Origin of the sequence: Paraburkholderia translucens (assembly GCF_020881035.1) — a bacterium.
Taxonomy (GTDB): domain Bacteria; phylum Pseudomonadota; class Gammaproteobacteria; order Burkholderiales; family Burkholderiaceae; genus Paraburkholderia; species Paraburkholderia translucens.
This window is the reverse complement of record NZ_JAJITC010000016.1, coordinates 89,958-113,229: the sequence shown is the minus strand read 5'-3', so window position 1 is coordinate 113,229 and position 23,272 is coordinate 89,958. Positions and strand designations below refer to the sequence as shown.

Sequence of the window (23,272 nt, the reverse complement as noted above, 5' to 3'; positions counted from 1 at the left end):
TGAGTACCTCAGGATGACAGACGCCCCCAAACGGGCGATGATCAACATGGCTCTGAAACGCGCACGACGCGGCGGGCCGGCAAGGAGCAGCACGATGTGGATCAAGCGAAGCGACAGAATCCAACTGATCGGCGATGACATCGCGCGCAGCGAAATCACGCCCCGGCACGTGTTCGAGAACCGCCGACGCATCCTCCAGGCGGCGGGCGCCGTGGCGCTCGGCAGTCTGATCGGCGTGAGCGGCGAAGCGCTCGCGACGTACGCGTCGCCCGATCCGAAGGCACAGAAGCTCGCGGCGAAAACCAACACCAGGTTCGTCGCGCTCGACAAGATCACGCCGTACAAGGACATCACCAACTACAACAATTTCTACGAGTTCGGCACCGGCAAATCCGACCCCGCGCAAAACGCCAGCACGTTGCGGCCGCGTCCGTGGAAGGTGAGCGTCGAGGGCGAGATCAAGAATCCGAAGGTATACGACATCGACGACCTGCTGAAGCTCGCGCCGCTCGAGGAACGTGTGTACCGGCATCGCTGCGTCGAAGGTTGGTCGATCGTGGTGCCGTGGATCGGTGTCTCGCTTTCCGAGCTGATCAAACGCGTCGAGCCGACCGGCAACGCGAAGTACGTGCAGTTCATCACGCTCGCCGATCCGTCGCAGATGCCCGGACTGTCGGCGCCCATACTCGATTGGCCCTACTCCGAAGGCCTGCGGATGGACGAAGCGATGCATCCGCTGACGCTGCTGACGATGGGCCTCTACGGCCAGGTGCTGCCGAATCAGAACGGCGCGCCGGTGCGCGTCGTGGTGCCGTGGAAGTACGGTTTCAAGAGCGCGAAATCGCTCGTGAAAATCCGCTTCGTCGAGAAGCAGCCGCCGACGAGCTGGAACACGTACGCGTCGAACGAATACGGGTTCTATTCGAACGTGAATCCGAATGTCGATCATCCGCGCTGGAGCCAGGCCACTGAACGGCGCATCGGGGAGGACGGCTTTTTCACGCCCAAACGCAAGACGCTGATGTTCAACGGTTACGGCGATCAGGTCGCTTCGCTCTATCAGGGCATGGACCTGAAGAAGAACTTCTGAGGCGCACGCGATGGCTTCCGATACGCAATCTCTCAGCCGGACCGAGCCGGCGTCACCGCGCGCGACCTCGCCCTCGACGTCGGCGGCGAGGCCGCGTCCCACTGGCGGGGCGCGCTGGGTGGTACCGGCGAAAGTCGGGGTCTTCATTGCGGCGCTGTACCCGCTCGCGCGCCTCGTCCTGTTCGGCATGACCGACCGGCTCGGCGCGAATCCGATCGAGTTCGTTACACGCTCGACGGGCCTGTGGACGCTCGTGTTCCTGTGCATCACGCTTACCGTAACGCCGTTGCGCCGTTTGACCGGTGTCGCCGCGTTGGTGCGGTTCCGGCGCATGCTCGGGCTCTACACGTTCTTCTATGCAACGCTGCACTTCACCACGTACCTGTGGTTCGACAAGTGGTTCGATGTCGCCGAGATTGCGAAGGACATCGGCAAGCGGCCGTTCGTCACCGTGGGCTTCGCCGCGTTCGTGCTGCTGATCGCGCTCGCGGTTACGTCGCCGCGCGCGATGGTGCGCAAGCTCGGGCGTCGCTGGCAGACGCTGCATCGCGCGATCTACGTGATCGGCACGCTCGCGATTCTGCATTTCTGGTGGATGAAGGCGGGCAAGCACGATCTGCTGCTGCCGAAGATTTACGGCACGGTGATGATCGCGCTGCTGGGATGGCGACTGGTGGTATGGATACGCGAGCGGAACACGGGAGTGCGCCGCCGATGACGCTGAGGCACCCCCACGTCACGCTGCCGCCGCAAAGAAAAATGGCGATGCCACCTTGGCATCGCCATTTTCATTTCTGCGTCCGACCGTGGGGTCTGTCGCTGGTGCTGACGTTTACGCCGGAAGAATCGTTTCACCCGCAAACAGCTGTTTGACGTCCTCGCGCGCGCGAACCACATAGGCTTGTGTACCATCCACCATCACCTCGGCGGCGCGCGCACGGGTGTTGTAATTCGAGCTCATCACAAAGCCGTACGCGCCGGCCGAGCGAATCGCGAGCAGATCCCCGGGTTCGACCGCGAGCAGCCGTTCGCGGCCGAGCCAGTCGCCGCTTTCGCAGACCGGGCCGACCACGTCGTATACGTGCGCGGGCACGTCGCGCTTCACGACCGGCTCGATGGCGTGATACGCGTCGTACATCGCGGGGCGCGCGAGATCGGTCATCGCTGCGTCGACGATCGCGAAGTTCTTGTCCTCGCCCGGCTTCAGAAACTCGAGACGCGTGAGCAGCACGCCCGCATTGCCGACCAGCGAGCGACCCGGCTCGAAATAGACTTCGCGGTGAGCGTGGCCGCGCGCTTCGATACGATCGAGCACCGTGCGCACGAACTCGCCAATTTCCGGCGGCGTTTCGTCGTCGTAGGTGATGCCGAGACCGCCACCGACGTCGATATGGCGAATCGTCACGCCGTCCTGCTCGATCTGCTCGACGAGTTCCAGCACCTTGTCGATCGCGTCGAGATAGGGCGCGACTTCGGTGATCTGCGAGCCGATATGGCAGTCGATGCCGACCACCTCGAGATTCGCCATTGCCGCAGCCGCCTGATAGGTGGCGCGTGCGTCTTCGAACGCGACGCCGAACTTGTTCGTCTTCAGGCCGGTGGAAATGTACGGATGGGTTTTCGCGTCGACGTCGGGATTGACGCGCAGCGATACCGGCGCCTTCTTGCCCATCTCGCCGGCTACCGCATTGAGGCGATCGAGTTCGGGAATCGATTCGACGTTGAAGCACTTGACGCCCGCCGCGAGCGCGTCGCGCATTTCGCTCGCCTGCTTGCCGACGCCAGAAAACACGGTGTTTTCCGCTTTGCCGCCGGCCGCGAGCACGCGTGCGAGTTCGCCGCCCGACACGATATCGAAGCCCGCGCCGAGGCGCGCGAACACGTTCAGCACCGCGAGATTGCTGTTGGCCTTGACGGCCACATGCACGCTCGCGCGACGCCCGGTGCAGGCACCCGCATAGGCGTTCCAGGCAGCGGTAAGTGCGGCGCGCGAATAGACGTACAACGGCGTGCCGAACTGCTCGGCGAGAGAAACGGCGGACACGCCTTCGGCGTGCAATACGCCGTCGACGTAGTCAAATGCGGATCGAGTCATGCGAGAGTCTTATTGAACGGACGGGACGGCAGAGGCGGGCAGCGGCACTGCGGGAGCCGATGCCGCCGAAGCAGGCGGTGTCGCGAGGTGGTCTTCGGGGGCAAGCGTGAGCGGCGTGCCCGAGGTGTCCGGGATCGAGCCTTTGTCGGCCGTGTTGCCGCTAACCGGTTGGGTCTGATCGGTCGACGGCGTTTGCGTGCGATGAGCCGGCGGGGCAGGCAGCGGCGGTACGGTGGGCAGATAGAGCGAGCCGCGTTGGCCGCAGCCGGTAAGCGCACAACCTGCGAGAATGACTAAAACCGATACAATCGCGCGGCCGGGCGCTGCCGCGCGCATCCGAGTTACGACTCGCATGACTGTCCCTGAATGAATAATCGATGGAGTTTAGCATGTCCGATAGTGATTACCTGACCCGTGCGGAAGCCGTGCTGGCCGCCATCGAGAGCGCGCTCGACGACATCGGCGCCGACATCGAGCTCGAGCGCAGCGGCAACGTCCTGACGCTCGAATTCGAGAATCGCTCGAAGATCATCGTCAACCTTCAGCCGCCAATGAGCGAGATCTGGATCGCGGCGAAGGCCGGCGGGTTCCACTTCCGTTTCGTCGATGGTGAATGGCGCGACACGCGCAGCGGCTCGGAGTTTTTCGCGGCGTTGTCGGAGTATGCGACGCAGCAGGCAGGGGAGCCGGTGCGGATTACCGCGCAATAAGCTCGAAGCGCTCTCAAAACAGGACCGCCGCGTATCGAACCCGGCGGTTTTTCTTTGCCGACGGCACGTCGGCGCGGCCTCAGTGTCCGCGGAACAGATTCATGATGTCCTGCTTCTCCTGCTCGCCGACCTGCTCCGGCGCGGCCGCGGTTGCCGCGCTCGCCTCGGCATCGAGCGTCGCCTGACTGACGCCGACCGTCGCGATGAACCCGTGCCCCGGCGTGAAGTCGTCGAAATAAAGTTCCGAACCGATTTCGGTGACGTTGTCGGGGCGCGCCATCTTGTACTCGGGCACGCCTTTCAGCGCGTGTCCCATGTAATCGATCCACACCGGCAGCGCGAGGCCGCCGCCGGTTTCCTTGTCGCCGAGACTGCGCGGGTTGTCGTAGCCGATCCACGCGATCGCGGTCAGCGTGTGCTGATAGCCGGCGAACCACGCATCGCGCGAATCGTTGGTCGTGCCAGTCTTGCCGGCGAGATCGGTGCGCTTGAGCACGTTGCTCTTTGCGCCGGTGCCGTGCTGCGCGACGCTTTGCAGCAGGCTGTTCATCACGTAGGCATTGCGCGGCGCTATCGCGAACGGTGCGCTTTGCCCGGCCACGAGCGGCTGCGCGTGCGCGACGACGATGCCGCGCTGATCGGTGACCTCGGCGATCAGATAAGGATTGATCCGGTAGCCGCCGTTCGCGAACACCGAGAACGCGCCCGCCATTTGAAGCGGCGTCACGAGGCCCGCGCCGAGCGCCATCGGCAGATAGGCGGGATGTCGGTCCGCGTCGAAGCCGAAGCGAGTGATGTATTGCTGTGCATACTTCGGGCCGATGTGGTTCAGGATGCGGATCGACACGAGATTCTTCGACTTCTGCAAAGCGGTGCGCATCGTCATCGGACCATCGAAGCCGCCGCCGTAGTTTTTCGGCTCCCACGCCTGGCCGCCGGTTTCGGCGGCGCTGAAAAAGAGCGGCGCGTCGTTGATGACCGTGGCGGGCCCAAGGCCCTTTTCGAGCGACGCCGAATAGATGAACGGCTTGAAGCTCGAGCCCGGCTGACGCCACGCCTGCGTCACGTGATTGAACTTGTTCTTGTTGAAGTCGAAGCCGCCGACCAGCGAGCGGATCGCGCCGTCCTGCGGCACCAGCGAGATAAACGCGCCTTCCACCTGCGGCAATTGCGTAATCGACCAGTCGCCGCCGCCGTCCTTCACGAGCCGCACGATCGCGCCGGGCCGGATGCGCTGATTCGGCTGTGCACGCGGGCCGAGCGCGAATTGCGCATAACGCAGGCCGTCGCCCTCGATCGTCGCGACATTGCCGTCAATGAACATCGCCTGCACCTGCTTCGGGCTCGCCGCCGTGACGACGGCCGCGATGATTTCGCCGTTGTCGGGATGCTCGAGCAGCGCGTCGTCGATGGCCTGCTCGCGCTCGTTGGCGTCGACGGGCAGATCGATGAACGCCTCCGGGCCGCGATAGCCGTGGCGGCGCTCGTAGTCCATCAGGCCCTTGCGCAGCGCGTGATAGGCGACGTCCTGATCGGCCGAATCGATCGTGGTCACGACGTTCAGGCCGCGCGTGTAGGCCTCTTCGCGATACTGCGCGTACATCATCTGCCGCACCATTTCCGCGACGTACTCCGCGTGCACGCTGTACTCCTTGCCCAAGCCCTTCACGACGAGCCGCTGGCGGCTCGCCTCGTCGTACTGCTCCTGGGTGATGTAGCGCAACTCGTACATGCGCTGCAGGATGTACTCCTGACGCACCTTCGCGCGCTTCGGATTGACGATCGGGTTATACGCGGACGGCGCCTTCGGCAAACCGGCGAGCATTGCCGATTCGGCGAGCGTCAGGTCCTTCAGATCCTTGCCGAAGTACACGCGCGCCGCGCTCGCGAAACCGTACGCGCGCTGACCGAGATAGATCTGGTTCATGTACACCTCGAGAATCTGATCTTTGGTCAGCTTCGACTCGATCTTGTACGCGAGCAGCATCTCGTAGATCTTGCGCGTGTAGGTCTTTTCGCTGGAGAGAAAGAAGTTGCGCGCGACCTGCATCGTGATCGTGCTCGCGCCTTGCGTCGCATGGCCATTGGTCAGCGCGACGAAGCCGGCCCGCGCGATGCCGGTCAGATCGACGCCACCGTGTTCATAGAAGCGCGCGTCCTCGATCGCGAGGATCGCTTTCTTCAGGCTGTCGGGCACGTCCTGGATGTGCACGATGTCGCGCCGCTCCTCGCCGAATTCGCCGATCAGCACGTGATCGGCCGTGTAGATGCGCAGCGGCACCTTCGGCTGGTAGTCGGTCAGCGCGTCGAGCGACGGCAGGTTCGGTGTCGCGACGACGAGCGCATAGCCGAGCAGCAGCGCCACGCACACGACACCTGCCACGATCAAGCCGAAAAAGCCGAGGATCAGCTTCTGCCACAACGGGCGCTTGCGCTTTTTGGGCGCGGGCGGCGGGGACGTAGGAGACGTGGATTGCATAGGAGTACCGGAAAAACAGTCCCGCGATTATAGCCGCCTGACGTTGTTGCTTTCGACTTGCTTACGGGCGGCGTGCGATCGACATGCGCCGGGCGCATGACGCAAAACGGGCACCGGACAGGCGCGGGAATGAGTTCGCTGCAGTCCCCACTGTAGTCGCTTTGATGGCGACCGGGGCGGCTTCGCGTGCGCGTTAGCCGTTCGGCCGAATGTCGTTAGGACGTGCGTCTGCCGACAATGATCCTTCATCACTCGCGTTCGAATGGTTCGTCGCGTGAGTCAGAGGGAGGGCGTGATGGCCTATAAAAACTCGTGGTTTCAGGCAGTGCGGGAGGGCCGGCAGAGTTTCGCCGCCGGCATCGACGTTGGTTCGCGAAACGTGCGTCTGGTTGTGTTGAGCCAACGCTCGCGCACACGGGGCGCGCTACATATCGAGTATGCGCGTACCGTGCCGCTCGCGGCCGGCGCAATGGCGGGCGCCGAGATAGTCGACCGTCAGGCCGTCGCGCGAGCGCTGCGCGATGCGTTCGCCGATTTGCCGCGCGAATGCGCGATGCACGCGCTGCGCTGCGCGATGGCGGTGCCCGCGTCGGCCACGCTGACGACGACGGTGCCGCTGGCGCGGCTCGCCGCCCAAAGCGACTGTGAGGAGGACGGCGGCGTTGCATTGGCCGGACTCGCGCCAGCCGTGATGAGCGAGGCGGAGCGCATCGCCGGACTCGAGCGTCATGCGCTCGCGGTCGACTGGTACGTCGATGAGATACCGGGGCCAGTGCGCTCGGTGAAGATCGCCGCGACCGCACGTCAGCATCTCGAAGCGCGCATCGAATGCGCGGCGACCGCGGGCATTTCTCTCTCCGCGATCGATGGCGAGCCGCATGCGGCACTGCGCGCGATGCGCTACGCGGCGAGCCGTGAACTCGATCCGAACGAGCCGTACGCGGCAGTGTGGGTCGGCTCCGACGGCGTGTACGGCTGGCGCGTCGTCGATGGCGCGAACGCCAACACAGTGCGATATCCCGCGCCCGAGCATGCGGATCTCGCCGACGCGTTGCGCGACCTCGCGCATGGTCCGGCGGTCGACTGCGCGCTGATCGGCGGTGAACTCGATCTGCTCGACGGCGTCGGCTTTTCGCTCGCCGATGTCGGCGACGCGCTCGGCTGCTCGGTGCTGCCGTTCGAATGCGCGCTGCTTGGCAGTCATGCACGGCCGCTCGACGACGCGTTGCTGCACGAGCCGGCCGGCGCGGTCGCTTTCGGGCTTGCGTTGCGCGGGATGCTGGAATGATCGGCGGTCTGTCGTTTTCGTCCGGCGCGACTGCGGATTCCGATCGGCGTGATCCGCGCGCCGCTGTGCCGTGGCTCGGCGGCTTCAATCTGCTGCCGTACCGTCAACGCAATGCGCGTCTTGCGCGGCGCCGCTGTATGCGTGACTGGGCTGTCGCGGCTTGCGTCGGCGCCGCGGGCGTGCTGCTGGTCGCCGGCTGGCAGAGTTTTGCCGCAGCGCGGCTCGATGCGCGGCTCGATGCGCGGCGCGAGTCGGCCAACGAGGCGCTGACGCGGCTCGCCGCGCCGCTCGAAGAGCACGCGAGGCTGTTGCGGGCCGAGGAGGAGCGGCGCAAAGCTGCGGCGCGCGCTGCGAGCCTTGCCACGCCGCTCGTGCGTCTGCGCGATCTGCTCGACGCGCTGAGCTTCGAGCCCGGTGGCAACGTCGTGTTGCGTCAGTTGCGCCAGCGCGAGCACGAGACCGAGGTGCTGGCGACTTCGAGCAGCCATATCGCTTCGGCTGAGTGGCTCAAGCGCCTTGGCTCGATCCACGGCGTGCAGGGCGCGGAGATGCGCGATCTGCATCGGCCGGCGGGGAAGAGCGGCACGTCGTCAGGACAGGCGATTGGCGGACCGGTGGAGTTCGATGCGCGTCTGCGCTGGGGCGATCCACCGCCGAAAGCGACACGCGCGTTGAAGGCGGCACAAACGGGAGGTGCACGATGAGCACGACCTTTTTCGAGCCAAGCGGTGCGGCGCACGTGTCCGCCGGTTTTTCACAGTGGCTCAAGCGGGCGCGTGTGCCGCTCGAGGCGTGGAGCGCGCGTCGTCGCCGGTTCGTTGCGGCGACGCTTGCCGCGCTCGTATTCGGCTTCGGCGCCTACGGCTGGAGCGCGGCCGATCTCGCCGGGCTGGCCGCGAGCCGCGGGGCGCTCGCGGCTAGTACGCAGCGCCTCGCGGATGCGCGGCGCGCGCTCGCGCAACTGCCGTTGCTGCGCCGTGCGGCTACGGCGTTGCCTGCCACGGCGCCGACTTCCGTGCCGTGGAGTTCCGCCGACGACGTGCGCATCGTCTCCGAGCTGGCCACGCAAAGCAGTGTCGCGTTGCTCGCGGTGGAACCAGGCGCGGCGAGCGGTGAGGGCGTCGAGCGGATGCGCGCGATTCAGCTCACGGCGCGCACGGACTTCGTTCACCTGATGGCGTTCTTCCAGGGACTTGCGCAACTGCCGGTGCTGATCGTTCCCATCGACGTGACCATCAAGCAGGACGGCAAAGGGCTCGCTGTTGCCGCGACGCTGCACGTATACGACGCGCTGCGGCCGGCGTTCGCGACGGACGCCGCAAGCGCCGGCGAAGCGGATGATGACGAGGACCTCATATTCTTCGATCCGTTTGCGCGGTCGCAGATCGTCGTGAGCGGTGAGGCGGGTGACACTGCGCAGTTGCGCCTCGTCGGTTTGCTGCGAGATCGCAGCCGCGGGCTCGCGTTGCTCGATACGCCGGACGGCACGACGACGGTCAAGGCAGGGCAGCAACTGGGCGTCGAGCGGGTCACGCAGCTCGATGCGCTCGGCATCACGCTCACGAACGGCGGGGCGACGCGCACGCTGACGCTCACGGAGGCCTCATGATGCGCGCGTTCAAGCGACGGAGCGCGGCGGCGTTGGGTGCCGGACGCGCACTTCCCAGCAGGTTCGGGCTGTGTTGGGGGCTCTACGTCGGTGCGACGCTCGGCGCCGGCATCGCGCAGGCATCGACGCCGCCGCCGCTGCCGACCTACGCCGCGCTCAATGATCCGGCCGCGTCGGCCGATACGAGCGACGGAACAGCGCCTTTACCACGCGGCAGCATCGGCGAAGCGGTGAATCCGTTCGGTGAGCCTTCCGCACAAAACGCGGGCCAGGACTCGGACGCTCAGCTGGCGGCTCCGCCTTCAGCAATAGCCTCCGACGCTTTCCCAGATGGCGTCACCGCCGGCCCGATAGCGCCGCCGCCGCCGAAACCGCGTGCCGCCCCGGCTCGCGAGGATCCGCCCGGTGCGCCCAGTCTCGAAGGGCCGCCGGTCCCGCTGCCGCCGCCGCTGCGCCTCGCCAATACGGCGGGCAGTGACGATTCTGGCCTTCCTGCGGGCAATCAGCCGATTTCGCTGAATTTCCAGCGCGCGGAGCTCGGCGCGGTCCTCAAAGCCTTCGCCGAATTCACTGGCCTGAACATCGTCGCGAGCGACAAAGTGCGCGGCGCCGTATCGCTCCGGTTCGACAAGGTGCCGTGGCGTACTGCGTTCGATACGCTGCTCGACGTCAACAATCTGGCGATGGAGCGCCACGGCAACGTCATCTGGGTCGCGCCGGCCGCTGAACTCGCCGCGCGCGAACGCCAGCGCTTCGAAGCCCATGCGCGCGCCGCGGACCTTGAGCCGCTCGCGAGCCGCACGTTCGAGCTCCACTACGCGCACGCCGAGGACGTGCGCCGTCTGCTCACCGGCGCCGGCACGCAGCGCGTGCTGTCCAAACGCGGCGCAGTCACCGCCGATCCTCGCACCAATCTGCTGTTCGTCACCGATCTTGCGGGGCGGCTCGAGCAGATCGCGGCGTTGATCGCCTCCGTCGACCGGCCGACCCGCCAGGTGCTGATCGAGGCGCAGATCGTCGAAGGCGACCATGGCTTTTCGCGCAATCTCGGGGTGCGGTTGTCGCTCGCCGGGACGAGCGCGGAGGGGAATTCGAGAGGGCTGAGCGGCGGCGCGGAAGGTACCGTGTACGATTTGTCGGCCCGCCCGATCTCCGGTTTCGATGCCGCAACCGCTGGCCTCACGCTATTCGCGGCGCACGCAACACGGCTGCTGAACATCGAACTCTCGGCGCTCGAATCCGAGGGGCATGGGAAAATCGTGTCGAGCCCGCGAGTCGTCACCGCGGACCGCATGAAGGCGATCGTCGAGCAGGGCACCGAGCTGCCGTATCAGGCCAAGGTCGGGCAGGGCATATCTGGCGTGCAGTTTCGTCGCGCGACGCTCAAATTGGAGGTCGAGCCGCAGATCATGCCGGATGGCCGCGTGGTGCTCGATCTCGACGTCGCGAAGGACAGCGTTGGCGCGCAGACCGACGCCGGGCCCGCGATCAACACCAAGCATGTGCAAACGCGCGTCGAAGTCGAGGATGGTGGTACGGTGTCGATCGGCGGAATTTACGAGACCGGCGACCGGGACGACGTCGAGAGGGTGCCCATCCTCGGCAAAATTCCGATTCTGGGGGCGTTGTTCCGCAATCGGACCCATAGCGACACGCGCAGCGAACTGGCGATTTTCATTACGCCGCGGGTGGTGGGGGACAAATAGGGCACATAGGAGCAGCGCGCGCCGTCGTCCGCCGGCGGCGCGCAGGCTCGACAAGGCAGCCGCTTTGCCAGTAAGCTGCGGCACGAACTACACCGGATTAGCCAGAGGACACCGTTGCAAGCGCGGGACGCACACGCCAATGTATTTTTCGTAGGGCTCATGGGGGCAGGAAAAACCACTGTGGGTCGGGCGGTTGCGCGCCTTCTCGAGCGCCCGTTCTTCGATTCCGACCATGAAATCGAGGTGCGCACGGGCGCGCGCATTCCGGTGATCTTCGAGCTGGAGGGGGAAGCGGGCTTTCGCGATCGCGAAGCGAGCGTCATCGCCGAGCTGACCCAGCGCGACAACATTGTGCTTGCGACCGGTGGCGGCGCGGTGTTGCGCCCGGAAAACCGCGAAGCGCTGAAAAGCCGAGGTCTCGTGATCTATCTGCGCGCCAATCCGCACGATCTTTGGCTGCGCACCCGGCGCGACAAGAATCGCCCGCTGCTGCAGACGGAAGACCCCAAGGCGCGTCTCGAAGCGCTCTATGAAGTGCGCGACCCGCTGTATCGCGAATGCGCGCATTTCGTGATTGAAACCGGCCGGCCCTCGGTCAACGGACTCGTCAACATGGTTCTGATGCAGCTCGAGATGGCCGGCGTCGCCAAACATCCTGCGTCATAATGGACCGTATGATTACCGTCAACGTCGAATTGGGCGAGCGTGCCTATCCCATCCATATCGGTGCTGATCTGATCGGCCACACCGAGTTGTTCGCACCGCATATCGCCGGCAACTCCGTCACGATCGTCACCAACACCACCGTCGATCCGCTCTACGGCGACAAGCTGCGCGCCGCCCTCGCGCCGCTGAACAAGCAGGTGTCCACGGTCGTTCTGCCAGATGGCGAAGCGCACAAGAATCTGCAGACGCTGAACCTGATCTTCGACGCGCTGCTCGGCTCGCGCGCCGACCGCAAGACCACGCTGATCGCGCTCGGCGGCGGCGTGATCGGCGACATGACCGGGTTTGCCGCCGCCTGCTACATGCGCGGCGTGCCGTTCATCCAGGTGCCGACCACGTTGCTGTCGCAGGTGGATTCGTCGGTCGGGGGCAAGACCGGCATCAACCATCCGCTCGGCAAGAACATGATCGGCGCGTTCTACCAGCCGCAGGCGGTCATCGCTGACATTGGCGCGTTGCGCACGCTACCCGAGCGCGAACTCGCGGCGGGCATCGCCGAGGTCATCAAGACCGGCGCGATCGCCGACGCTGACTTTTTTGCCTGGATCGAGGCCAATATCGAGGCTTTGAACCGCTGCGACCCGGACGCGTTGGCCGAAGCAATCAAGCGTTCGTGCGAGATCAAGGCGTCCGTGGTCGCGCAGGACGAACGCGAGGGCGGTCTGCGCGCGATCCTCAACTTCGGCCACACGTTCGGCCACGCGATCGAAGCCGGGCTCGGCTACGGCGAATGGCTGCACGGCGAGGCGGTCGGCTGCGGGATGGTGATGGCGGCGGATCTGTCGGTGCGCCTCGGCCATCTCGACGAAGCATCGCGCAAGCGGCTCGTCGATGTGGTGCTGGCCGCGCATCTGCCCACGCGGGCTCCCGCGCTCGGCGCGGATCGTTATATCGAGCTGATGCAAGTCGACAAGAAGGCCGAAGCCTGTGCGATCAAGTTCATTCTGTTGAAGCGTTTCGGTGAGACGCTGATCACTCGGGCGCCCGACACCGACGTACATGCGACGCTGGCCGCTGCCGTCTAGTTCCTGCCGGCCCCGCAGCCACGCTTCTCGCACCGTCACGAGGCGCCGCCCATGTTTCGGAGAATCCGGTGACTGACAGGCGCAGCGACGATTTCCAGCATGACCCGACCGCGCGTGCAGCCGCTGGGAGGGGCGCCGCTAGCGGCACCCATAACACAGCCATCGGCGCCGAAGCCGCTGCCGCTGTCGCAATACCCGCCGTCGTCGCGCCGACCCAGCAAGCGCTCGAAGCGCATCTCGCGCCATATGCGGCACACTCGAGCCAGTCGCGCGGGCGTCGCTATGCGGAAGCCGCACCGAACGCGCGCACCGAGTTTCAGCGCGATCGCGACCGTATCGTCCACTCGACCGCATTCCGGCGGCTCGAGTACAAGACCCAGGTATTCGTCAATCACGAGGGCGACCTGTTTCGCACGCGCCTCACGCATAGCCTCGAAGTAGCGCAGATCGCACGTTCGGTCGCGCGCAATCTGCGCGTCAACGAAGATCTCGTCGAAGCGATCTCGCTCGCGCACGATCTCGGCCATACGCCGTTCGGCCATGCCGGGCAGGATGCGTTGAACGAATGCATGCGCGAGCATGGCGGCTTCGAGCACAACCTGCAAAGCCTCGCGGTGGTCGACGAACTGGAAGAGCACTACGGAGCGTTCAATGGCCTGAACCTGTGCTTCGAGACGCGCGAGGGCATCCTCAAGCATTGCTCGCGCGACAATGCGCGGCGGCTCGGCGCATTGGGCGAGCGCTTTCTCGCAGGGCGGCAGCCGTCGCTCGAAGCCCAGATCGCGAACGTCGCCGACGAAATCGCGTACAACAATCACGACGTCGACGATGGTTTGCGCTCCGGTCTCCTGTCGCTCGAGCAGCTTGCAGAGGTCGAGCTCTGGCAGACGCACTGCGAGGCGGCGCGCGGCGACTACCCGCAGATCGAAGGGCGACGGCTGATTCACGAGACGGTGCGGCGTGTGATCAATACGCTGATCGTCGATCTGATCGAGACGACGCGCGCGAATCTCGCGCGCTACGCGCCGGCGTCGCTCGACGACGTGCGCGCGGCGCCGCCGCTCGTCGCGCACAGCGATGCAATCGCCGCGCAGGCGGCGGCGCTCAAGCGCTTTCTGTTAGGAAACCTGTACCGCCACTATCGCGTGATGCGGATGGCTAACAAGGCGCGTCGCATCGTGGCCGGCCTGTTCGACGCTTTCACCGACGACCCGCGACTATTGCCGCCGGACTACCAGTCGGCCGATGCGGCGCGCCAGCCGCGTCTGATCGCGCATTACATCGCGGGGATGACCGATCGCTATGCGGTCAAGGAGTATCAGCGGCTGTTCGTCATCGACGAGAACTAGGCGCTGGCGGGCAGGCGCGGTAACGGGTTAGCGTTCAGCGGCTCAGCGCGGCCGCATCCACCGCGGCCGTCGCCACCGTGGCCAGCACCGTCAAGCCGAGCCAGCCAGCGTTACCGCGAGCGCGACGCGAGCAATGCCCCCGCCACCAGCGCAAGGCCACCGACAATCGCGATCGTCTGCCAAGGATTGTCATGTACGTAGTCATCGGCGTCGGAGATCGCGACTCCCGCGCGGTCGCGCACCGCGTCGCGAGTGTCGTTCAGCCGCTCGCGCGCGGCCTCCAGTTGTTTGCGCAGCTTGCCGCGCAAGGCCGTGGCGTCGGCCTGCGTGCCGTCGGCCAAAGTTGATTCGAGTTCCGACAGCAGGTTGCGCAACTCGACCGCGATATCTTCGGCCGCATTGCGGCTATGGCGAGCAATGCGCCGCGCGCGGCGGCTCGCGCTTGTCCAGGATTCGCCGAGGGCGTCTCGCGTATTTGGAAGTGCAGTCATGGTCGCTCCGTCGATGAGTTGAAAGGCCCCGCGCACGGTCGCGCGGACACGCTATGCCCACACGCAATATCAGGTTGCAGCGTAGTAGATGCCATCCGAACGCAACTTCGATGCCAAAGCTCGACACCGCCCGGACCGCGGCGGGCGCGGCGGCCGCGAGAAGACCGGCGTGCCGGTATCTTCCGCAGATATTGCACGTGTGCGCGCCGAATGCGAGTCAATTTTACAAACGCTCACCGCCTGACGCGGCCATCGAGACGCCAGCTAAAAGCCAAATGAAAACGCCGTCATCGATTCGATGACGGCGTTCCCCATGCCGCGAAAATTCGACTACCCTAATTCAAGCCACTCGCTTTCGCGAAGCGTTAGAAGCGGTAACCCACATTGGCGTAGGTGACGATTGGATTCAGCTTGATCTTGGTCTGCGATTGGATGTTCAGCGTGCCCACCACCGTGGTCGACGTCGAATTCAGTTTCGCGGTCGTGCTGAGCGGCAGGTAAGAAATCGACACACCGGCGAACCAGTGCTGGTCGAAGGCGTACGTGAAGCCAGCATTAAACACAGGTACCCACGAACTATCCGTCGACACACTGGTCGGACCATGCAGAACGTTGGCTTCGAAGTTGCTGTTGGTGATCTTCGCGTCGGTGAACGAGACGCGGCTCACGCCGAGTCCGAGGTACGGCCGGAACGAAGCGGTCGGCGCGTTGAAGTAGTACTTGAACAGCAGAGTCGGACTCCACTGTTTGGCCTGCCCGAGCTTGCCGAACTGTTCGAGGCTACCCGAGCCTTCCAGGTCGAAAGTAGGAGGGACGCCAATGACGAATTCGGTAGCGATGTGGTCGGTGATGAAATAACCACCGGTGAAACCGATGGTGTCGGCCGAACTCAGCGAGGCACCGGTGTTCGCTTCGGTGATGTTGGTCGGGCTGCCGCCGATGCTGGTTACGGTGAGCGGGTCGCTGCTCGATTGGGGCGCCAGATGGAACCAGCCCGTCGAGAAGAAAAAGGTGCCGGCCGATTGCGCGTGCGCTGCCGTGCTCATACAGGCAAGTACCGCCATCCCCGTTACGGCCTGTTTTAATTTCATATGTGCTCCTCCAAAAAAGGCCCGCTCATTATGACTACAACGTTTGAAACAAACCATACGCGGCGGTTAGAGTTTTCTCCCTAAGCGCCACGTGTTTTCTGGCCTGGCCGCATGGCGCCGAACCTTGCGCCCGTGCGGCTCTTCTTACCTTCGGGTATATACCAACGCGACTAATGGACACTCCAGCATGGCACGGCTTGCACGTCTTTATGTCCCCGACCAGCCGCAGCACGTCATCCTCCGCGGGCTCGACCAGCAGCCTGCTTTCGTCGACGACCAGGACTACGAGCTTTTCATCGACTGTCTGAAGGCGGCTTCCCGGGACCATCACCTCTCGATCCACGCTTACGCCTTGATGCCGGGCGCCGTGCAACTGCTCGTCACGCCCACCGAGGAGTCGAGCCTGCCCAAGGCGATGCAGGCCGTCGGGCGGCGCTACGTCGCGCACTTCAACCGCCGCTATGCGCGCCGCGGCACATTGTGGGAAGGCCGCTACCGGGCCACGGTGATCGAAGGCGAGCGCTACTTCCTGCTCGCGAGCCGGGTCGTCGAAATGTGCCCGGTCCGCGCGCAGCTCGTCGGCGCGGCCGAGGACTATCGCTGGTCGAGCTATCGTCATCACATCGGCCTTACCCTCGACAGCCTGATTACCGATCATCCCCTCTACTGGTCCCTCGGCAATACACCGTTCGAGCGGCAGCGCGCTTATCGCGAACTGTGCGAGCAGCCGCTCGACGAGCGCGAAGCGAGTCAACTTCAGCAAGCCACGTTAAAGGGCTGGGTGCTCGGCAGCGACACTTACCGCGAATGGGCGGCGCGCGCCGCGAACCGGCGTGTGTCGCCGCTACCGCGTGGCCGGCCCCGCAAGGTGCGCGAGACGCCGCATACGCAGTGAGGCGACGACGAGGCAGCGCGACCGCGCCGCCGGTGGTGTCGTTTTAAATCCGAACAAAGTGTTTGGTATCAAGGGTCTGCATGCAAACGGCATTTCCTATGCCGTTTTCTTTACTCTCCGAATGATATGGCACCAATAAAATATAGCCGCAATGCACCAATTTTGTAATTGGTGCCTGATCATCACGATTTATTTGCTATTTCCTTGATTCGTCGCGTATATTCCGATTTCCGGCGCTTTTCGACCCGCGCAGTCCTGCTGCGAGAAGAGCGCCGTCGCGGTCGCCAGGCGCACTGCGGCAAAAAAACAAACGGTTTAACGGCCTGTCCGGCCTCCTCTCAGACGGTGTCCCCATGAACGACCACCAGCAACCGATTCACCCGGTTCCCGCCGCCCAAGGTCTGTACGACCCGCAGAACGAGCACGATGCCTGCGGCGTCGGCTTCGTCGCTCACATCAAGGGCCAGAAGAGTCACGAAATCGTCCAGCAAGGCCTGAAGATTCTCGAGAATCTCGATCACCGGGGCGCCGTCGGCGCCGATCCGCTGATGGGCGACGGCGCCGGCATCCTGATCCAGATTCCGGACGGCTTCTATCGCGAAGAGATGGCGAGGCAAGGCGTGACGCTGCCGCCGGCCGGCGAATACGGCGTCGGCATGATTTTCTTGCCGAAGGAGCATGCATCGCGTATCGCCTGCGAACAGGAGCTCGAGCGCACGGTGAAGGCCGAAGGCCAGGTCGTGCTCGGCTGGCGCGACGTGCCGGTCGACCACACCATGCCGATCTCGCCGACCGTGAAGGCGAGCGAGCCGCTGATCCGCCAGATCTTCATCGGCCGCGGCAAGGACATCATGGTCACCGATGCGCTCGAGCGGAAGCTGTACATCATCCGCAAGACCGCGAGTCACCGCATCCAGGCGCTCAAGCTCAAGCACGGCAAGGAATACTTCGTGCCGTCGTGCTCGGCGCGCACCGTGGTCTACAAGGGTCTGCTGCTGGCGGGCCAGGTCGGCGTGTACTACCGCGACCTGCAGGACGAGCGCACCGTCTCGGCGCTCGCGCTCGTGCACCAGCGCTTCTCGACCAACACTTTCCCGGCGTGGGAGCTGGCTCACCCGTACCGCATGATCGCCCACAACGGCGAAATCAACACGGTGAAGGGCAACGTCAACTGGCTGAACGCGCGTACCGGCGCGATCGCCTCGCACGTGCTCGGCGACGACTTGCCGAAGCTGTGGCCGCTGATCTATCCGGGCCAATCGGATACGGCATCGTTCGACAACTGTCTCGAACTGCTCGTGATGGCCGGCTACCCGCTCGTCCACGCCATGATGATGATGATCCCGGAAGCATGGGAACAGCACACGCTGATGGACGAGAACCGCCGCGCGTTCTACGAATACCATGCCGCCATGATGGAGCCGTGGGACGGCCCCGCCGCGATCGCGTTCACCGACGGCCGTCAGATCGGCGCAACGCTCGACCGTAACGGCCTGCGTCCGGCGCGCTACATCGTCACCGACGACGACCTCGTCATCATGGCGTCGGAAGCCGGCACGCTGCAGATTCCCGAGTCGAAGATCGTCAAGAAGTGGCGCCTGCAGCCGGGCAAGATGTTCCTGATCGACATGGAGCACGGCCGCATCATCGACGACAAGGAACTGAAGGACAACCTCGCGAACGCCAAGCCGTACAAGAGCTGGATCGACGCCGTGCGCATCAAGCTCGACGAGATCGAGGCGAAGGCCGAGGACGTCGTGACGGAACGCCGCGAAGCCGCTGCCTTGCTGGATCGCCAGCAGGCGTTCGGCTACACCCAGGAAGACCTGAAGTTCCTGATGGCGCCGATGGCGCAAGCGGGCGAGGAAGCCGTCGGCTCGATGGGCAACGACTCGCCGCTCGCGGTCATGTCCAACAAGAACAAGACGCTCTACCACTACTTCAAGCAGCTGTTCGCACAGGTCACGAACCCGCCGATCGACCCGATCCGTGAAAACATGGTGATGTCGCTCGTGTCGTTCATCGGCCCGAAGCCGAACCTGCTCGACACCAACAACATCAACCCACCGATGCGTCTCGAAGTGTCGCAGCCGGTGCTCGACTTCAAGGACATCGCGAAGATCCGCGCGATCGATCAGTACACCGGCGGCAAGTTCAGCTCGTATGAACTGAACATCTGCTATCCGGTCGCCTGGGGCAAGGAAGGCATCGAAGCGCGCCTCGCGTCCCTGTGCGCGGAAGCCGTCGATGCGGTCAAGTCCGGCTACAACATGCTGATCGTCTCGGACCGCAAGACCGACCGCGACAACGTCGCGATTCCGGCCCTGCTCGCTACGGCCGCGATCCACACGCACCTCGTGCAGCAGGGTCTGCGCACGAGCACGGGTCTCGTCGTCGAAACGGGTTCGGCGCGTGAAACGCACCACTTCGCGCTGCTCGCGGGCTATGGCGCGGAAGCCGTGCATCCGTACCTCGCGATGGAAACGCTCAGCCAGCTCGCTGCCGGCCTGAAGGGCGACCTGTCGGCGGAGAAGGCGGTCTACAACTTCACCAAGGCAGTCGGCAAGGGCCTGCAAAAGGTCATGTCGAAGATGGGCATTTCGACCTACATGTCGTACACCGGCGCGCAGATTTTCGAAGCGGTCGGTCTTGCCGAGGACCTCGTGTCGAAGTACTTCCACGGCACCTCGTCGAAGGTGGGCGGCATTGGACTTTTCGACGTCGCGGAAGAAGCGATCCGTCTGCACCGCGACGCGTTCGGCGACAACCCGGTCCTCGCGAGCATGCTCGACGCGGGCGGCGAGTACGCGTACCGCGTGCGCGGCGAAGAACACATGTGGACGCCGGATGCGATCGCCAAGCTGCAGCACTCGGCGCGCAGCAACTCGTACCAGACGTACAAGGAATACGCGCATCTGATCAACGATCAGACCAAGCGCCACATGACCTTCCGCGGCCTGTTCGAGTTCAAGTTCGATCCGACCAAGGCGATCCCGCTCGACGAAGTCGAACCGGCGAAGGAAATCGTCAAGCGTTTCGCAACCGGCGCGATGTCGATGGGCTCGATCAGCACCGAAGCGCACGCCACGCTCGCCGTCGCGATGAACCGCATCGGCGGCAAGTCGAACACCGGTGAAGGGGGCGAAGACGCGAACCGTTATCGCAACGAGCTGCGCGGCATTCCGATCAGGAACGGCGACACGATGAAGTCCGTGATCGGCGACGAAGTGATCGTCGACATTCCGCTCAAGGAAGGCGATTCCCTGCGTTCGCGCATCAAGCAGGTCGCGTCGGGCCGCTTCGGCGTGACGGCGGAGTACCTCGCGTCCGCGGACCAGATCCAGATCAAGATGGCGCAGGGCGCGAAGCCGGGCGAAGGCGGTCAGCTGCCGGGCCACAAGGTCTCGGACTACATCGGCAAGCTGCGTTACTCGGTGCCGGGCGTCGGCCTCATCTCGCCGCCGCCGCACCACGACATTTACTCGATCGAAGACCTGGCGCAGCTGATTCACGATCTGAAGAACGTGAACCCGTCGTCGAGCATCTCGGTGAAGCTCGTGTCGGAGTCGGGCGTCGGTACGGTTGCCGCGGGCGTCGCGAAGGCGAAGGCCGATCACGTCGTGATCGCCGGTCATGACGGTGGCACGGGTGCGTCGCCGCTGTCGTCGATCAAGCATGCGGGCACCCCTTGGGAACTGGGTCTTGCCGAAACGCAGCAGACACTCGTGCTGAACCGGCTGCGCGGCCGTATCCGCGTGCAGGCCGACGGCCAGATGAAGACCGGCCGCGACGTCGTGATCGGCGCGCTGCTCGGCGCGGACGAGTTCGGCTTCGCGACGGCGCCGCTCGTCGTCGAAGGCTGCATCATGATGCGCAAGTGCCATCTGAACACGTGTCCGGTCGGCGTTGCGACACAAGATCCGGTACTGCGCGCGAAGTTCAAGGGCCAGCCGGAACATGTCGTGAACTTCTTCTTCTTCGTTGCGGAAGAAGCGCGCGAAATCATGGCGCAACTCGGTATCCGCAAGTTCGACGACCTGATCGGCCGCGCGGAACTGCTCGACACGAAGAAGGGCATCGAGCACTGGAAGGCGAAGGGTCTCGACTTCTCGCGCGTGTTCTATCAGCCGCAAGTGCCGGCCGAAGTCGCGCGCAAGCACGTCGAGGAGCAGGATCACGGCCTCGACCGCGCGCTCGACCACACGCTGATCGAGAAGGCAAAGGCCGCGATCGAGAAGGGCGAGCACGTGTCGTTCATCCAGCCGGTGCGCAACGTGAACCGCACGGTCGGCGCGATGCTGTCGGGCACGATCGCGAAGAAGTACGGCCATGAAGGTCTCGCGGACGACGCGATTCACATCCAGCTCAAGGGCACCGCGGGCCAGAGCTTCGGTGCGTTCCTCGCGAAGGGCATCACGCTGGATCTGGTCGGCGACGGCAACGACTACGTCGGCAAGGGCCTGTCGGGTGGCCGCATCATCATCCGTCCGACCAACGATTTCCGCGGCAAGTCGGAAGAGAACATCATCTGCGGCAACACGGTGATGTACGGCGCGATCGAAGGTGAAGCGTTCTTCCGCGGTGTTGCGGGCGAGCGTTTCTGCGTGCGTAACTCGGGCGCGACGGCGGTTGTCGAAGGTACGGGCGATCACGGTTGCGAATACATGACGGGCGGCACGGTGGTCGTGCTCGGCGAGACGGGCCGTAATTTCGCGGCCGGCATGTCGGGCGGCATCGCATACGTATTCGATCCGGACGGCACGTTCGCGAGCAAGTGCAACAAGTCGATGGTCGCGCTCGACCCGGTGTTGCAACAGGCCGAGCAGGAGCGCACGGTCGACAAGGGCGTGTGGCATCACGGCACGACCGATGAAGCGCTGCTCAAGGGGCTCATCGAGCGTCACTTCCAGTTCACGGGCTCGCCGCGTGCGAAGGCGCTGCTCGAAAACTGGGACGCGGCGCGCCGTCAGTTCGTGAAGGTGTTCCCGACCGAATACAAGCGCGCGCTCGGCGAACTCGCCGCGAAGAAGGCGAGTAGCGAAGTGCTCGCCGCCTGAGCTGCCTTCACGGAAGTCACATTCAGACGTACCCGCCGCGTTCCGATCAGTCGGCGCGCGGCGGGTCCAAATTACCCCTAGATACAGATAGAGAAGAGAACCACATGGGCAAGGCAACCGGTTTTCTCGAGTTCGAACGTCGCCACGAGACGTACGAGGCTCCGCTCACGCGCGTGAAGCACTACAAGGAGTTCGTCGCGGCACTGAGCGACGACGAAGCGAAGATTCAAGGCGCACGTTGCATGGACTGCGGCATCCCGTTCTGCAACAACGGCTGCCCGGTCAACAACATCATCCCGGACTTCAATGACCTGGTGTTCCGTCAGGACTGGAAGAACGCGATCGAAGTGCTGCATTCGACCAACAATTTCCCCGAGTTCACGGGCCGCATCTGCCCGGCGCCGTGCGAAGCGGCGTGCACGCTCGGCATCAACGACGACCCGGTCGGCATCAAGTCGATCGAGCACGCGATCATTGACAAAGCCTGGGCCGAAGGCTGGGTCGCGCCGCAAACGCCGAAGCACAAGACCGGCAAGAAGATTGCCGTGGTCGGCTCGGGCCCCGCGGGTCTCGCGGCCGCGCAGCAACTCGCGCGCGCCGGTCACGACGTGACCGTATTCGAGAAGAACGACCGGATCGGCGGCCTGCTGCGCTACGGCATTCCCGACTTCAAGCTGGAGAAGTGGCAGATCGACCGCCGTATGCGCCAGATGGAAGCCGAAGGCGTGACGTTCCGCACCAACGTGTTCATCGGCAAGCCGGACTCGTTGCCCGCGTACATCGGCAACACCGCGAAGGAAACCATCACGCCGGCCGAGCTGAACGAGCAGTTCGACGCGGTCGTGATCGCCGGTGGTTCGGAAACGCCGCGCGATCTGCCGGTGCCCGGCCGCGAACTCGAAGGCGTGTACTACGCGATGGAATTCCTGCCGCAGCAGAACAAGGTCAACGCCGGCGACAAGGTGCCGAACCAGATCGTCGCGAAGGGCAAGCACGTGGTCGTGATCGGCGGTGGTGACACCGGTTCCGACTGCGTGGGCACGTCGAACCGTCACGGCGCGAAGAGCGTCACGCAGTTCGAACTGCTGCCGCAGCCGCCGGAAGAAGAGAACAAGCCGCTCGTGTGGCCGTATTGGCCGATCAAGCTGCGCACGTCCTCGTCGCACGAAGAAGGCTGCGAGCGCGATTGGGCGGTCGCGACCAAGCGCCTCGAAGGCAAGAACGGCAAGGTCGAGAAGCTGATCGCCGCGCGCGTCGAATGGAAGGACGGCAAGATGGTCGAAGTGCCGAACTCCGAATTCGAAATGAAGGCCGACCTCGTGCTGCTCGCGATGGGCTTTACGCAGCCGGTGTCGCCGGTGCTCGAAGCGTTCGGCGTCGACAAGGATGCGCGCGGCAACGTGCGCGCCGCGACCGAAGGCGAGAAGGCGTACTACACGTCGGTGGACAAGGTGTTCACGGCGGGCGACATGCGCCGTGGGCAGTCGCTGGTCGTGTGGGCGATCCGCGAGGGCCGTCAGTGCGCGCGTTCGGTCGATGCGTTCCTGATGGGTCATTCGGAACTGCCGCGTTGAGCGTCTTCAGCCGGTGTGTGCGAGGTTGTTTTAGACCTTGCACGCCGGCCACGGTTTGCAGGAGGACGTGGAGACGACAAGGCGCCC

The 23,272-nt window shown here is 64.5% G+C and carries 18 protein-coding genes; 13 read left to right on the top strand and 5 right to left on the bottom strand.

Annotated elements, in window-relative coordinates:
* The first annotated feature begins 94 nt into the window (after positions 1-94).
* Together msrP and msrQ are read left to right on the top strand one after the other, a co-directional pair.
* A complete protein-coding gene (msrP, locus tag LJ655_RS24950) occupies positions 95-1,090 on the top strand; it encodes a protein-methionine-sulfoxide reductase catalytic subunit MsrP (RefSeq protein WP_230563884.1) in 996 nt (331 codons plus the stop codon).
* Positions 1,091-1,100: 10 nt separating this feature from the next.
* Positions 1,101-1,808: a protein-methionine-sulfoxide reductase heme-binding subunit MsrQ gene (gene msrQ, locus LJ655_RS24945; RefSeq protein WP_230563883.1), complete on the top strand. Its 708-nt coding sequence runs from the start codon at positions 1,101-1,103 to the stop codon at positions 1,806-1,808.
* Positions 1,809-1,922: 114 nt separating this feature from the next.
* Here the strand turns inward: msrQ and lysA are convergent, their stop codons facing one another.
* Entirely contained in the window at positions 1,923-3,185 is a 1,263-nt protein-coding gene (gene lysA, locus LJ655_RS24940) for a diaminopimelate decarboxylase (RefSeq protein ID WP_230563882.1), read from the bottom strand.
* Between the two features lie 9 nt (positions 3,186-3,194).
* Positions 3,195-3,539 (bottom strand): LPS translocon maturation chaperone LptM, encoded by a 345-nt coding sequence (lptM, locus tag LJ655_RS24935; RefSeq protein WP_230563881.1) that lies wholly within the window; start codon positions 3,537-3,539, stop codon positions 3,195-3,197.
* A gap of 35 nt (positions 3,540-3,574) precedes the next feature.
* Here lptM and cyaY point away from each other — a divergent pair, with 35 nt between their 5' ends.
* Positions 3,575-3,895: an iron donor protein CyaY gene (gene cyaY / locus LJ655_RS24930; protein WP_230563880.1), complete on the top strand. Its 321-nt coding sequence runs from the start codon at positions 3,575-3,577 to the stop codon at positions 3,893-3,895.
* 79 nt (positions 3,896-3,974) lie between these two features.
* On the opposite strand, the gene LJ655_RS24925 is transcribed toward cyaY, so the two are convergent.
* Positions 3,975-6,374 (bottom strand): penicillin-binding protein 1A, encoded by a 2,400-nt coding sequence (locus tag LJ655_RS24925; protein ID WP_230563879.1) that lies wholly within the window; start codon positions 6,372-6,374, stop codon positions 3,975-3,977.
* 295 nt (positions 6,375-6,669) lie between these two features.
* Between LJ655_RS24925 and pilM the strand changes: the two genes are divergently transcribed.
* The 7 genes from pilM (at position 6,670) to LJ655_RS24890 (ending at position 14,077) form a co-directional block, all read left to right on the top strand.
* The gene (pilM, locus tag LJ655_RS24920; protein WP_230563878.1) at positions 6,670-7,662 is read left to right on the top strand and encodes a type IV pilus biogenesis protein PilM; all 993 of its coding nucleotides are present in this window, start codon (positions 6,670-6,672) and stop codon (positions 7,660-7,662) included.
* Positions 7,659-8,366 (top strand): fimbrial assembly protein, encoded by a 708-nt coding sequence (locus LJ655_RS24915; protein ID WP_230563877.1) that lies wholly within the window; start codon positions 7,659-7,661, stop codon positions 8,364-8,366. Before pilM ends, LJ655_RS24915 begins: the two co-directional genes overlap by 4 nt.
* Complete coding sequence (locus LJ655_RS24910; RefSeq protein ID WP_230563876.1) at positions 8,363-9,271, top strand: pilus assembly protein PilP; 909 nt, start codon at positions 8,363-8,365, stop codon at positions 9,269-9,271. The genes LJ655_RS24915 and LJ655_RS24910 overlap by 4 nt, the downstream gene beginning before the upstream one ends.
* Positions 9,268-10,977, top strand: a complete 1,710-nt coding sequence (locus tag LJ655_RS24905; RefSeq protein ID WP_230563875.1) for a type IV pilus secretin PilQ — start codon at positions 9,268-9,270, stop codon at positions 10,975-10,977. The genes LJ655_RS24910 and LJ655_RS24905 overlap by 4 nt, the downstream gene beginning before the upstream one ends.
* Positions 10,978-11,091: 114 nt before the next feature.
* Positions 11,092-11,643, top strand: a complete 552-nt coding sequence (locus LJ655_RS24900; RefSeq protein ID WP_230563874.1) for a shikimate kinase — start codon at positions 11,092-11,094, stop codon at positions 11,641-11,643.
* A gap of 8 nt (positions 11,644-11,651) precedes the next feature.
* Complete coding sequence (gene aroB, locus LJ655_RS24895) at positions 11,652-12,728, top strand: 3-dehydroquinate synthase (RefSeq protein ID WP_425605837.1); 1,077 nt, start codon at positions 11,652-11,654, stop codon at positions 12,726-12,728.
* Between the two features lie 161 nt (positions 12,729-12,889).
* Positions 12,890-14,077 (top strand): deoxyguanosinetriphosphate triphosphohydrolase, encoded by a 1,188-nt coding sequence (locus LJ655_RS24890; RefSeq protein WP_230563898.1) that lies wholly within the window; start codon positions 12,890-12,892, stop codon positions 14,075-14,077.
* Positions 14,078-14,187: 110 nt separating this feature from the next.
* Here the strand turns inward: LJ655_RS24890 and LJ655_RS24885 are convergent, their stop codons facing one another.
* Positions 14,188-14,568, bottom strand: coding sequence for an ElaB/YgaM/YqjD family protein (locus LJ655_RS24885; protein ID WP_230563872.1), 381 nt, complete (start codon positions 14,566-14,568; stop codon positions 14,188-14,190).
* A 365-nt stretch (positions 14,569-14,933) separates the two neighbouring features.
* Positions 14,934-15,659 carry an OmpW/AlkL family protein gene (locus tag LJ655_RS24880; protein ID WP_230563871.1) on the bottom strand — a complete coding sequence of 242 codons (726 nt, stop codon included), beginning with the start codon at positions 15,657-15,659 and terminating at the stop codon, positions 14,934-14,936.
* Positions 15,660-15,846: 187 nt separating this feature from the next.
* Between LJ655_RS24880 and LJ655_RS24875 the strand changes: the two genes are divergently transcribed.
* From LJ655_RS24875 to LJ655_RS24865, 3 genes are all read left to right on the top strand, one after another.
* Positions 15,847-16,554 carry a transposase gene (locus LJ655_RS24875; protein ID WP_230563870.1) on the top strand — a complete coding sequence of 236 codons (708 nt, stop codon included), beginning with the start codon at positions 15,847-15,849 and terminating at the stop codon, positions 16,552-16,554.
* Between the two features lie 353 nt (positions 16,555-16,907).
* Positions 16,908-21,611 (top strand): glutamate synthase-related protein, encoded by a 4,704-nt coding sequence (locus LJ655_RS24870; protein WP_230563869.1) that lies wholly within the window; start codon positions 16,908-16,910, stop codon positions 21,609-21,611.
* Positions 21,612-21,715: 104 nt separating this feature from the next.
* Positions 21,716-23,185 carry a glutamate synthase subunit beta gene (locus LJ655_RS24865; RefSeq protein WP_230563868.1) on the top strand — a complete coding sequence of 490 codons (1,470 nt, stop codon included), beginning with the start codon at positions 21,716-21,718 and terminating at the stop codon, positions 23,183-23,185.
* Positions 23,186-23,272: the final 87 nt, after the last annotated feature.